This window comes from Gluconacetobacter sacchari (assembly GCF_014174255.1).
GTDB classification, from domain to species: Bacteria; Pseudomonadota; Alphaproteobacteria; order Acetobacterales; family Acetobacteraceae; genus Gluconacetobacter; species Gluconacetobacter sacchari.
The window spans coordinates 16,003-27,123 of sequence record NZ_JABEQJ010000044.1; the positions used below are offsets into that span (position 1 = coordinate 16,003).

Consider the following 11,121-nt stretch of genomic DNA (forward strand, 5'->3'; position numbering starts at 1 on the left):
CGGAACAGACCTTCGATCCGTCATAAATTATGGGCTGGGCTTCGTATCGAATAGCGTCTCCGTCACATAGTCGATAAATACTCGAAGCCGGGGAGAAACCAATCGATTAGACGGCCATAGGATGCTGAATTGACCGGAATCAGCAAGATAATCGTCAAGAACGGAACACAGACTACCGGCGGCCAATGCCTCCCGCGCCAGAAAATCCGGCATGTAAGCAATGCCTAACCCAGAAACGGCAGCTCCATGCAAGGCTTCCATGTTGTTGCACGTCAGAGGCGATTGACCGCGAAAGGGGTCAATCCCATCGGCATCGATCAAGTGCCACCTCTGAAGCTTGCCCGAGGTCGGAACGCGGAAACGAAGGCAATCGTGCTTGTCCAGATCGCGCGGTGCTCGCGGCGTACCGCGTTGCTCCAGATAGGAAGGAGACGCACACAGCACAAACTGGAACGGACCGAGCCGACGCGACATTAAGCTCGAATCGCTCAGCGCACCGCTCCGAATGACCGCATCCACCCCATCCTCGACCAGATCGACAACACGGTCGTTGAAGTCGATATCCAGTTCTATATCAGGATAGCGTTGCCTGAACTTGGGAAGGACGGGCAATAGGAAACGATAGCCAATGGTCGGCACGCTCACCCGCAGCCGTCCGCGTGGCACGCGCCTCGTATCCGACACCATCGCCTCGGCGTCGCGAAGATCGTCGAGAATGCGCCGGCACCGCTCGTAGAAGGCCGTTCCTTCTTCCGTCAACGATATGCGCCGCGTCGTGCGGTGGAACAGCCGCACACCGATGCTGTCTTCGAGCTTGGCGACGTTCTTCCCGACCGCCGAGGCGGAGATGCCGAGCGCACGGCCAGCAGCCACGAAGCTCAGATGCTCCGCAGCCTGAACGAAGGAGATGATTCCGCTCATACTTTCCATGCGCGTAAATTAGGGAGTTTTTCTCCGCAATCAATGAACCACGTCATCATTTATCGGAGGATAACCCCGTCATACTCTCGCTTTCTCCGCAGACCGATTGGTACTCGGAACGAAAGTTATGAAGGGGCACCATAAATGGCTGCACGGGACCGCGAGACCGAAACAAACAAACTCGTGATATTGGTCGCCATCTGCCTTGCGGCCCTCGTCCTTCCTCTCAGCTTTTCCGGCGGCGCAGTCGCCACCCCTGCGATCGGGCAGGATCTCGGTGGAAACCCGGTGGCGCTCAACTGGATCACCAACGCCTTCATGCTGACGTTCGGCAGTTCACTGATGGCAGCCGGCACCCTCGCAGATCGGTTCGGCCGCAAGCGCCTTTTTACGGTTGGTATAGGAGCATTCACCTGCCTCTCCCTCGTCGTGAGCATGGCGCCGTCCGTGGTCGCGCTGGACCTTCTGCGGGCGGCTCAGGGATTTGCCGCTGCCGCAGCCCTGTCCGGCGGATCGGCGGCCTTGGCACAGGAATTCGAAGGTCATGCGCGCACCAAGGCATTCAGCGCGCTGGGAACGACATTCGGCGTGGGACTGGCCTTCGGTCCCCTACTGGCCGGGCTGTTGATCGAGACGACCGGATGGCGCTCGGTCTTTCTATCGAGCGCCATGGTCGGTGCCCTGTCGCTGATCTTCGGCCTGCCCCGTATGAGAGAAAGCCGCAATCCTCACGCCGCCCAGGTCGATTGGCCGGGAACCATCACATTCACTGCTACCCTGACACTCTTCACCTTCGCAGTCATTCAAGGACCGGAAAATGGATGGATAAACCCCAAGACGATCGCGCTGTTCCTGGGCTCAGTCATCATGCTTGCGGCGTTCGTCGCGATCGAAAGGCGCGTCGCTCGGCCGATGCTCGATCTTTCTCTATTTCGCTATCCCCGCTTCGTCGGTGTCCAGACGCTGCCGATCGCGACCTGCTATTGCTATGTCGTGCTCCTCGTCCTCCTCCCGCTTCGTTTCATCGGCATCGAGGGGCGCAGCCCGATCGACGCCGGTCTGCTGCTGCTCGCGCTGTCCGCGCCTATGCTGGTAGTGCCGATTCTTGCAGCGACGCTGACACACTGGTTTTCGGCCGGCGTCCTGTCAGGCGTCGGCCTACTGATCGCCGCCGTTGGTCTGTTTCTACTGTCCCGGATCGATCCGGGACAAGACGGGGCGGCGGCAATCATGCCGATGCTGGTAATCGGTTGCGGAGCGGGCTTGCCATGGGGGCTGATGGACGGACTGTCCGTCAGCGTCGTACCTACCGAGCGGGCAGGCATGGCGACGGGCATTTTCAGTACCACGCGCGTTGCCGGCGAAGGCATCGCGTTGGCCATCGTTACCGCCATGCTCGCCGAACTGACACGGGCACATCTGCAAGCCCTCGGCCTTCCGGCTGGCAGCCGTCTGGGCGACGTGGCCCAAAGTCTGGCAAACGGCGATGTCGAAGCCGCGTCCCACCTGTTTCCTGGTGTTGGACGGGCCGTCTTCATGAGGAGCTATGCCGTCTCCTTTCAGAACCTGATCTACTTTTTGATCGGTATCACTGTCGCCTCCGCCATCGCTGCCTTCGCCTTCTTGCGCCAAAAGCATATGGCGGATTGAGGCATGGACATGAGCGTCGATTCTTCTAGTGCGCATCATGCCCTTTCGTGATGCGTCTTTCACTCTATGCAAGCGGAAATCCGATCCCCGATCATTTTGAGTCCATCACGACACACAAAGAAACCGGCGCAGGAGGCCACGCCATGCCGACCAGCATCTGGCATTCGGAGCCCGATCTGCGGGCACTCGACCGCTTGGACGAGGCCGGGCTGGCCGGAGCCTTTATGCGCCGCTGGGACAGCTATCGCGACGACTACCGCGAGACTGTCCACCTCACGGGAGACAGCGTAGTGCGGGCCGGAAAACAGTGGAGTCGTTTCTGCGAACGATGGAGGCTGCGTTTTCCCGCATGATCCCGATATCCCCATCACCCGTATTCCCGTCATCTGGAAACCCAACGCCACCAGCGGCATCATCACACTGACACCAGCGTTCGATCCGTTCGCGCCGCCCGCCCTGCCCGAATTTTCCGCGCTGGGAGAGGTGATCTTCGAGAAAACCGACGCAATAGGGCAAGTGGTCGTCCTGACCACCCACGAGGCGACATTCTCCCTCTCCCTGCATGGCGGCACCGCCGCCATCATCCGCCCGGCGCTGCATATTCCCCTCGATCCGCTATTCCGACGCCGCACCAACGAAGCCATGCGTTTTTCCTCGGTCGCGCTGGGCTTTTCCCTCCCGACACGCCATCCCCAACGCATCACCCGGACCCGCCATCGCTGGCTCCTTCTCCGCCTCCACGCCTACGATCTCCGGCGGGCCGGGGCCAGCCAGCGCCAGATCGCGTCCCTCCTGCTCGATCCCGCCGCCATGGCCATGCCCGATGGGGTCTGGGGCGATTCCGCCCTTCGCGCCATGGCCCGCGCCCTGCGTGACGAGGGCAGCGCCCTCGTTCACGGCGGATATGTCACCCTGCTCGACGGAATCTGACGCCCGCTCTTTATGCGCCCGATTACGCCTGCCTACGCCAAAGAGGGGGAGAAATCCGCACGCGTCATTTCCTCCACTCCCTGACGGCCTTTTTCACGACAGCCTCCCGTAAGCGCCACCGCTTCACGCCATGAAACGCGCCGCGCCGACAGGAGGTTTCCATGACCAACGACAAACCGGCGTCACCACCCGCGCTGACGCTACCGCCGCCTCGCCCGGTGCCCGCGCGCTTCCTGCGCGACTATCTGCGCACCACCGAAGTCGCCGAACTGCTCGGCCTCTCGCCCCGCACCCTGGAGAAATACCGCGTCATCGGCGAGGGACCGACCTTCCTCAAACTCGGCCAGCGTGTCCTCTATGCCCGCTCCGACGTGGAAGCCTGGCTTCAGGCCCATCGCTGCGCCCACACTTCCGATGACACCTACACGTCCGTCATCGATGCGCGACGCGCCCGGAGGCGGGAACCATGACCGCCATGGACGCCTCCGACGCCGCCGCCCTCGGCCTGACCACCGTAGAACTGACCTTCGTCGAGAAGCGCGTCGAGCACTGGTTGCGCTTCGGCAGGCCGGTTTCCGACAAAGTGCTCGACAAGCGCCGCCGTCTGGTCGCCTTTGCGCCGGGCAGCGTGTTCGGCTTCATCCGCTGGGCCGCCAACGATTACGGGACCGTCGTGTCCTGCTTCGACATCGTACGCGCGGTGGAACCGGGGGCCGCCTTCCAGACGGTGCCCTTCGTGCGGCCCGGAGGTGAACTGCTGCTGGACGTGTCCGGCTGGCCGAAGGTCCGGCGCATGCTGGAAGAGATCGACGCCATCGAGGAACTGGGACTTCACCCCGCCGAAATCTGCCCCGATCACTGGCGCGTCCTTAACGGTCGCATCGCCGCCAATGTCGCTTCCCGCCCCTATACACTCGCCATGCACAAGGCATGGCTGGCGCGAAAGAGGCTCGCGTCATGACCCGGCGCTCCGTCCTGGCCGCGACGTTTGTGGGGATCACCATCGTCACGGCATCCGCATCCCTTCATGTCGCTCCCCGGCTGTTATAGAACGAGACAGCCAGCGTTCCAGTCGGACTGTATCGCGTCCAGCCCGGCAGCGCACTCCATGTCGGGGATATTGCCGCGATCCGGTTGCCCGACCGGCTGGCGCTGCTCTTGTCATCGCGCGGGTATCTGCCGTTCGGCGTCCCACTTCTCAAGCCCGTCGCGGCATTGCCGGGGCAAGACGTGTGCCGCACGAAGAGCGCCATCAGCATCGGCGGTGCGCATGTCGGAGACGCGCTGACCAGTGACCATCGCGGACGCCCGCTGCCCGTCTGGCAGGGCTGTCATCGCCTCTTGCCTGACGAGATTTTCATCATGAACCCGGCGGAACCGCGCAGCCTCGACGGACGGTATTTCGGCCCGCTGCCCGCAGCGTCCGTGATCGGCAGGGCTGTCCCGGTCTGGATCACCACCGGGCGCGCCGAACCTCGTTCGTACGAAATGCCGTCACCCGTGCTGCTGCCCCCGCCACTGCAATGAACCCCCAACAGGAAAGACCAGTCCAATGATCCATCTTGGCACCTTCACCCGCACAGAAAACGGATTTTTCGGGCAGATCACATCATTCCTCATGGCTGACGATCTTGCCATCATCCCGAACGAAAACCGCACCTCGGAAAACGCCCCCGATTATCGCGTCCTGCGTGGGCTGGATGATGACGGGACGGACGTCGGCTGCGCCTGGGCACGGCAGGGCGAGCGCATCGGCCTGTGGCTCGCCGTGATGATCGACGATCCGCTGTTCGTGCGCCCTCTGCGCGTCCGGCTGATGCCAGACCGCGACAGCGCCGACAGCTTCCGGCTAGTCTGGAACCGGCCCGAGTGGCGTCATGGCCCGCATTAAAACGGCGCTCATGCTGCTGCCAATTTGCAGCGGGCTTGCAGCCGCTTTGCAGACGGCCAGCGCCGCGCCGTTCGATGCCTATGTCGCCGAGGCCGCCACACGCGCGAACATCCCGCCCGCGTGGATCACGGCGGTGATGCGCGCGGAGAGTACAGGTGATGCGTCGGCAGTATCACCGAAAGGCGCGATGGGCCTCATGCAGATCATGCCCGACACATGGCGGGAGCTTCGCGCGGCGCTGAATCTGGGGAGCGATCCATACGATCCGCGCGACAACATCACTGCGGGTGCGGCCTATCTCCGGTGGCTGCATGACCGCTACGGCGATGCGGGTTTCCTCGCTGCCTACAATGCCGGTCCCGGACGGTACGAGGAACTGTTGAGAACCAGTCGAACGCTTCCCGACGAGACGAAAAAATACGTCACAAGAGTCGCCCGGCTGCTGCGCGGAGAGTCGTTCGGCGATCCGGTTTTCGACGCATTTTTTGTCGATCGACCGCACGCCGAAATGCTGTCCGGAAGTCGGCTTTTCGTCGGCCCGTTTGTATCCCGAACCGTGGCCCAGGACGCGCCGGAGGTAATGCCGATTTTCGTTCAGGTGATGCGATCGGAGGCCCCACCTCATGGCCTGTTCGTCTCCATATCGCAAAGGAGCGCGCCGTGACGTCTTGTTTGCGGTGTGGGTGTGGGTGTGGGGTTGTTCTATCGTGGCGCAGGTTTTGCGGTGTCTCTTCATGTATTCGACAGACATCAGAAATAATAAAAAGAGGAAGGCAAGATAAAACGGCCTGCCACGTTGGGCGACGAGGCGCGGTCGCGCCTCGCCTTCTGGTGTGCAGGCTGGGTCGGTCGTGTGCAGGATTTTTGGTTTTGTGCCCGTTTCCTGCGGGGTTTTCCTGCACAGTGGGGTTCTGATGGCCCGCGATGAAGATTTTCGCGTCCGTCCGGGCCGCATCCGGAGCAAGGAAAGCAGCGCCCGCCCCCGGACCTTTCTGGCGCAGGTGCTCCATGCCTCCCGACGTGCAGGCGGAGGGGCTGGCGGTAGCCCCGGAAAGGGAAGCAGCAGTCCGCGTTCTGGTCCTTCGACCTTCGGGCGGGGGCATTCCCGGTTTGGCAAAAGCCGCCTGTTCGACGCCCACCGCCGCGTCACTGTGAAGGCTCGCGTGGTGCGACAAGACCGGGCGCTGCGCACGTCCCGGATCGCTGGCCGATCATCTTGGCTATCTGCGCCGCGATGGTATCACTCGCGACGGCGAGAAAGCGCATCTGTTCGGGCCGGATGGTCAGGAGGTGGACGCGAGCGACTTTGCTACCCGCTGCAAAGACGACCGGCATCATTTCCGCTTCATTGTCTCGCCCGAGGACGCGCCGGAGATGACCGATCTCGACGGCTTCACGCGCGATCTGGTGACACAGATGGAAGTCGATCTCGGCACAAAGCTTGACTGGGCCGCCGTGTCGCACTGGAACACTGACAATCCCCATGTGCATCTGATCGTGCGGGGTGTTGATCAGGGCGGAGCCGATCTGGTCATCGCCCGCGACTATATCAGCCACGGGTTGCGCTCTCAGGCGGAGGATCTGGTTTCCCTCGAACTGGGGCCACGCGCCGAGCATGAAATCGAGGCCGCGTTACGCCGGGATGTCACGGCGGAACGCTGGACCCGGCTTGACGCGGAGTTGCAACGCAACGCTGATGATCTGGGCGTCGTGGACCTACGGCCCGATGCTGGGAATGCTCACAGCCTCGGGCGCAATCCAGCGCATCGTACCATTCTGACCGGCAGAGCACAGACACTGGAACGCATGGGGCTGGCAAAGCCCGAGGAGGCGGGAAGATGGTCGCTTGCCCCCGACATGGAGGACACGCTGCGCGAGATGGGGACGCGCGGCGACATCATCAAAACCATGCACCGCGCCATAACGGAACGAAGCCGGGAGCGGGTGATGTCCCCCGGTGATTACGTGATCTCCGGTCGCGATCAGCCCGTCGCCTTGACTGGGCGCTTGCTGGAGCGCGGGTTGCACAACGAACTGACCGGCGAAGCCTATGCCGTGATCGACGCCACCGACGGGCGCGTCCATCATGTCCGCTTCTCCGGCGTCGAAGCCTTCCGCGATGCGCACCGCGACGGCGGCATCGTCGAGGTGCGAACCGCGACCGGGAAAGCGAGCGGCAAGGACTATCTCGTCCTGTCCGCCCGCTCCGATCTGGACCTCGCCGCGCAGGTCAAAGCACCGGGGGCGACATGGCTGGATCATCGGCTTGTGGAGCGCCAGCCCATGGACCTCGCCCGCACAGGTTTCGGGGCCGAGGTGGGTCAAGCCATGCAGGAGCGCACCAGTCACCTCGCGGATCGCGGGCTGGCCTCGTTCCATGCCGACGGATCAGCACGCTATCAGCGCAATCTCCTGATGACATTGCGTCAGCAGGAACTCGACCAGATCGGCGCAAAACTCGCAAAGGAGAGCGGGCTGACCTATGAGCGCAGCATTCCGGGCAACTTCGTCACCGGCCAGTATGTGAAACGCCTCAGCCTGTCCTCGGGGCGCTTCGCCATGATCGACAACGGCATGGGCTTCCAGCTTGTGCCCTGGGCACCGTCGCTGGCGAAGCAGCACGACCGGTATGTCGATGGCGTCGCCCGTGATGACGGGGGCGTCGACTGGCGGCACGACCGCAAACGCGATCTCGGGATCAGCATGTGATCCATTCCCCCGTTCTTTTCACGCTGTCGTCCGCCTCGGTACACTCGACGCAGTTTTGGTCTTGTTCCGGAAAAAGTCTTTCGGTCACATCATGGTTTTTCATGGAGGCTTTCCATGCGTGACCGCCTGAACGTCTCCCTGCCCGTCGCCATGATCTCGCAGATCGGCGAACTTGCCGCGCGCCGGAAGGTGACGCGCTCCGCCGTGGTGGAGGCGGCGGTCGCCTCGCTGCTATCGCCCGACAGCGCCGAGAAAACGGAAGCAGCCCTCACACGCCGACTGGACCGGCTGACGCGCCAGATGCAGCGGCAGGAACGCGACCTGATGATCGCGCTGGAAACGCACGCGCTGTTCATCCGCTTCTGGCTGGGACAGATGCCGCCGCTCCCAACCGAGGCGCAGGCCGCCGCCAATGCGCTGGGCCAAGAACGGTTTACCCGGTTTCTGGACACACTGGGGCGACGACTGTCCCAGGGACGATCCTTCCGCGACGACATCCCGCTCGATATCCCCGCTGCACGTCAAACCCCGCCCGAGCCGGACGAACGCCCTTCCGCCTGAGCACGCCGCGCCAGCGCGATGAAACGGGCGAGAACAGGATCGCTTTCCCCATCCCGCCAGCACAGGGCGAGATCGAATGTCATCGGGCCGCTGTCATCCATGACCGGACGGAAGACGATGCCATCCATTCTGATGCCCGTAGCGCCTTCCGTGATGAGCAGAATCTTATCCCCGTGACGGGCCAGTGCCAACAACCGGTCAATGGCGGCGTCGTGAAACATGATGCGCTCTGGCAGTATGCCATGCAGCAGCGCGAGCTTGCGAAGCTCCATGCCAGTACCACGACGCGGGAGCGTCAGGAGATAATGTGACAAATCGGTCCACGTCACCGCCACCCGCGCCGCGAGGGGGTGATCCCGCGCGACAGCTGCCAGCACTCTTTCCGCCCCAGCGGGATGGCTCGGCCCGGCCAGCCCTCGCCCGCTATGACGATCACCGCGTCGAGGCGGGAGGCCAGCACATCCCGCAACAATCTCTCACGCGTGCCGTCGATAATTTGAAAATCCACATCGGGGCATACGCTCTGATACCGTTCGAGAAGGTCGGCCACCACACCGGTGGCAAAGGATACCTGCACACCAAGGCGGAGCCTGCCCACCACCCCGTTATGCCGCAGGCGCAGATGCAGCATGGCTTCGTCCATGCCCTCCAGTACGGAGGCGGCGATCTTCGTGAACGCCACGCCCGCCGCCGTGAGCCGCGCGCCGGTCCGCATTCGCTCGAACAGGGGAATACGAAGCGCGTGCTCCAACGCCTGGATGGAGCGTGTCAGCGTGCCCTGATCGACCTCCAAGGCCAAGGCTGCCCGACGCAGGCTACGATGCTCCGCAACCGCGATGACACGTCGCAGATCGCGGATGTTGAAGCCATAATCATGGGGCATTTCGAACTCTATCGAAAATCATGCCAAGAAAATGGCGAGATTCAAAATGATTTAATGCAGAACAATATTTTCCATATGAGACCGGAGTAGCCGTCCCGACCAATCTGCTTACAGTCCAACTTTCGCCTTGGACCTTCCGGTGCAAACACAGACGAGGATCACCCTACCCAATGGGAGCACCGTATTACGCTGCAAAAATTGCCTCGGTGAAAATGTGGGTCTTTATCGGCCAGAACATCCGCCTTCACATTTCCAAATGTAGTTTCTGGTTTATTTTTGATTCCATCATAGAAAGCTTGGATAATTTCTTCTTTAAATTGAGGACCACGCGGGAATGACCTTATAACAGCTTCACGTTCAGCATCAGAATACTCGTTATAAGTAAGTCCAAGCACATCCATTTCGACCCCTGCCGTCACAAGAGCAACAACTGGGTGCATATATTTTGGAATGCCAGGAGTCGTATGAAGAGCAATTGCCGTCCAGACAGTATCTATATCGGCAGGCGCAATACCACGACTCGACAAAAATTCCTTTGCCGCATTGGCACCGTCCACCTCAAAGCGTTCATGTGGACTACTATAATCGCTTATCAGTCCAATATCATGGAACATCGCTCCGGCAAAAAGCAGTTCCTGATCATAATAAAGACCACGGTGTTGCCCTGCCAAAGCACCAAACAGATAAACTCTGTTAGAGTGGTTAAAGAGCAATTCAGATTCCGTATCACGTATCAGTTCGCTGATTTCGCGAGCGAGTTTGCTGTCAGGGATTTTGATCGTAGGCATGATGTTTTCTCCATTCCGGGCTTTGACGAGAATAGCTTTGGATTGAAGAGTCTTGTATCGTCGTTAAACGACGAATCAGGACAATTAACATCATGGCTGGACACGAACGACGAATTGGCATCATTGCTTTGCCCGGCGTACAAATGTTGGACGTCGCAGGCCCTCTCGATGTGTTCGCGGAAGCCAATACCCAGTCCGGGAGCGATGAATATACTCTTCACGTTATCGGCCTTTCCGAACAGCCGATCAGAAGCAGTTCGGGCATACGCATCCTACCTGATTACGTAATTAGCTGCGAAATGGCGCGGTTCCATACAGTTTTAGTCGCAGGCGCGCCACATCTGAAAAATGAGCCGCCCAATCCGGAACTTCTTGAATGGCTGCGCTGTTAACAGGTCGCCGTAGCTACCGGTTTTGGAGACATCGACACATTCCGTCGTGCCTTTCAACGTCAGGTCGGCGTAACACCAGCTACTTACCGACGCCGCTTCGGAGTTGCACACGAGCGTTAGCGGTAGAGTCCTGAAGCCGATTCGTGCCCTTTCCGGCCCTCTCGCGCCACTCTCAGCGCGTCCCGGAACTACGCTGGAATTCTCTCCCGGATGATTCCTATATGATTCCAGTTGGCGCTGGAGAAACGCCAAAGGCCGCCCGTGAGGCGGCCTAAGCGTTTGTTTTCAAACGGGATTCATGGTTGCGGGGACAGGATTTGAACCTGTGACCTTCAGGTTATGAGCCTGACGAGCTACCGGGCTGCTCCACCCCGCGGGGGTGAGGGAGGACTGGAA

General features: G+C 61.1%; 12 protein-coding genes, 1 tRNA gene and 3 pseudogenes. 12 read left to right on the top strand and 4 right to left on the bottom strand.

Going from position 1 to position 11,121, the window contains the following annotated elements; all coding sequences use genetic code 11:
* Window positions 1-27: 27 nt before the first annotated feature.
* Window positions 28-921 carry a LysR substrate-binding domain-containing protein gene (locus HLH48_RS21080; RefSeq protein WP_246387638.1) on the bottom strand — a complete coding sequence of 298 codons (894 nt, stop codon included), beginning with the start codon at window positions 919-921 and terminating at the stop codon, window positions 28-30.
* Window positions 922-1,065: 144 nt separating this feature from the next.
* Here HLH48_RS21080 and HLH48_RS21085 point away from each other — a divergent pair, with 144 nt between their 5' ends.
* The 10 genes and pseudogenes from HLH48_RS21085 to HLH48_RS21130 all read left to right on the top strand — a co-directional run bounded on the left by HLH48_RS21085 (window position 1,066) and on the right by HLH48_RS21130 (window position 8,662).
* Window positions 1,066-2,571, top strand: a complete 1,506-nt coding sequence (locus HLH48_RS21085; protein ID WP_182999445.1) for an MFS transporter — start codon at window positions 1,066-1,068, stop codon at window positions 2,569-2,571.
* Window positions 2,572-2,714: 143 nt separating this feature from the next.
* Window positions 2,715-2,924: a transcriptional regulator domain-containing protein gene (locus tag HLH48_RS21090; RefSeq protein WP_182999446.1), complete on the top strand. Its 210-nt coding sequence runs from the start codon at window positions 2,715-2,717 to the stop codon at window positions 2,922-2,924.
* A gap of 163 nt (window positions 2,925-3,087) precedes the next feature.
* Window positions 3,088-3,501 carry a DNA -binding domain-containing protein gene (locus HLH48_RS21095; protein ID WP_182999447.1) on the top strand — a complete coding sequence of 138 codons (414 nt, stop codon included), beginning with the start codon at window positions 3,088-3,090 and terminating at the stop codon, window positions 3,499-3,501.
* A 161-nt stretch (window positions 3,502-3,662) separates the two neighbouring features.
* The gene (locus HLH48_RS21100; RefSeq protein WP_182999448.1) at window positions 3,663-3,971 is read left to right on the top strand and encodes a helix-turn-helix transcriptional regulator; all 309 of its coding nucleotides are present in this window, start codon (window positions 3,663-3,665) and stop codon (window positions 3,969-3,971) included.
* Window positions 3,968-4,462, top strand: coding sequence for a DUF2840 domain-containing protein (locus HLH48_RS21105; protein WP_246387640.1), 495 nt, complete (start codon window positions 3,968-3,970; stop codon window positions 4,460-4,462). The genes HLH48_RS21100 and HLH48_RS21105 overlap by 4 nt, the downstream gene beginning before the upstream one ends.
* A gap of 158 nt (window positions 4,463-4,620) precedes the next feature.
* The gene (locus HLH48_RS21110; RefSeq protein ID WP_373320273.1) at window positions 4,621-5,028 is read left to right on the top strand and encodes a S26 family signal peptidase; all 408 of its coding nucleotides are present in this window, start codon (window positions 4,621-4,623) and stop codon (window positions 5,026-5,028) included.
* A 25-nt stretch (window positions 5,029-5,053) separates the two neighbouring features.
* Complete coding sequence (locus tag HLH48_RS21115; protein ID WP_220795251.1) at window positions 5,054-5,392, top strand: DUF736 domain-containing protein; 339 nt, start codon at window positions 5,054-5,056, stop codon at window positions 5,390-5,392.
* Window positions 5,379-6,056, top strand: a complete 678-nt coding sequence (locus HLH48_RS21120; protein ID WP_373320272.1) for a lytic transglycosylase domain-containing protein — start codon at window positions 5,379-5,381, stop codon at window positions 6,054-6,056. The genes HLH48_RS21115 and HLH48_RS21120 overlap by 14 nt, the downstream gene beginning before the upstream one ends.
* A gap of 250 nt (window positions 6,057-6,306) precedes the next feature.
* Window positions 6,307-8,101, top strand: a pseudogene (locus HLH48_RS21125) (relaxase/mobilization nuclease domain-containing protein).
* Window positions 8,102-8,215: 114 nt separating this feature from the next.
* The gene (locus tag HLH48_RS21130; RefSeq protein ID WP_182999449.1) at window positions 8,216-8,662 is read left to right on the top strand and encodes a ribbon-helix-helix protein, CopG family; all 447 of its coding nucleotides are present in this window, start codon (window positions 8,216-8,218) and stop codon (window positions 8,660-8,662) included.
* Here HLH48_RS21130 and HLH48_RS23860 read toward each other — a convergent pair.
* Both HLH48_RS23860 and HLH48_RS21145 read right to left on the bottom strand, forming a co-directional pair.
* A pseudogene (locus HLH48_RS23860) lies at window positions 8,623-9,545 on the bottom strand (LysR family transcriptional regulator). The gene HLH48_RS21130 and the pseudogene HLH48_RS23860 sit on opposite strands and share 40 nt — an antisense overlap.
* Before the next feature lie 158 nt (window positions 9,546-9,703).
* A complete protein-coding gene (locus HLH48_RS21145; RefSeq protein ID WP_182999452.1) occupies window positions 9,704-10,333 on the bottom strand; it encodes an HD domain-containing protein in 630 nt (209 codons plus the stop codon).
* A gap of 92 nt (window positions 10,334-10,425) precedes the next feature.
* On the opposite strand from HLH48_RS21145, the gene HLH48_RS21150 reads away from it, so the two are divergent.
* The gene (locus HLH48_RS21150) at window positions 10,426-10,725 is read left to right on the top strand and encodes a DJ-1/PfpI family protein (protein ID WP_182999453.1); all 300 of its coding nucleotides are present in this window, start codon (window positions 10,426-10,428) and stop codon (window positions 10,723-10,725) included.
* Window positions 10,726-10,737: 12 nt separating this feature from the next.
* A pseudogene (locus HLH48_RS23865) lies at window positions 10,738-10,845 on the top strand (AraC family transcriptional regulator); the annotation flags it as partial.
* A gap of 179 nt (window positions 10,846-11,024) precedes the next feature.
* Here HLH48_RS23865 and HLH48_RS21160 read toward each other — a convergent pair.
* Window positions 11,025-11,101: transfer RNA gene (locus HLH48_RS21160), tRNA-Met, on the bottom strand.
* Between the last annotated feature and the right edge of the window lie 20 nt (window positions 11,102-11,121).

Bases quoted from the DNA above. Each gene is read 5' to 3' on its own strand.
- HLH48_RS21080 (WP_246387638.1), bottom strand. From the start codon at position 921: ATGAGCGGAATCATCTCCTTCGTTCAGGCTGCGGAGCATCTGAGCTTC.
- HLH48_RS21085 (WP_182999445.1), top strand. From the start codon at position 1,066: ATGGCTGCACGGGACCGCGAGACCGAAACAAACAAACTCGTGATATTG.
- HLH48_RS21090 (WP_182999446.1), top strand. From the start codon at position 2,715: ATGCCGACCAGCATCTGGCATTCGGAGCCCGATCTGCGGGCACTCGAC.
- HLH48_RS21100 (WP_182999448.1), top strand. From the start codon at position 3,663: ATGACCAACGACAAACCGGCGTCACCACCCGCGCTGACGCTACCGCCG.
- HLH48_RS21105 (WP_246387640.1), top strand. From the start codon at position 3,968: ATGACCGCCATGGACGCCTCCGACGCCGCCGCCCTCGGCCTGACCACC.
- HLH48_RS21115 (WP_220795251.1), top strand. From the start codon at position 5,054: ATGATCCATCTTGGCACCTTCACCCGCACAGAAAACGGATTTTTCGGG.
- HLH48_RS21120 (WP_373320272.1), top strand. From the start codon at position 5,379: ATGGCCCGCATTAAAACGGCGCTCATGCTGCTGCCAATTTGCAGCGGG.
- HLH48_RS21130 (WP_182999449.1), top strand. From the start codon at position 8,216: ATGCGTGACCGCCTGAACGTCTCCCTGCCCGTCGCCATGATCTCGCAG.
- HLH48_RS21145 (WP_182999452.1), bottom strand. From the start codon at position 10,333: ATGCCTACGATCAAAATCCCTGACAGCAAACTCGCTCGCGAAATCAGC.
- HLH48_RS21150 (WP_182999453.1), top strand. From the start codon at position 10,426: ATGGCTGGACACGAACGACGAATTGGCATCATTGCTTTGCCCGGCGTA.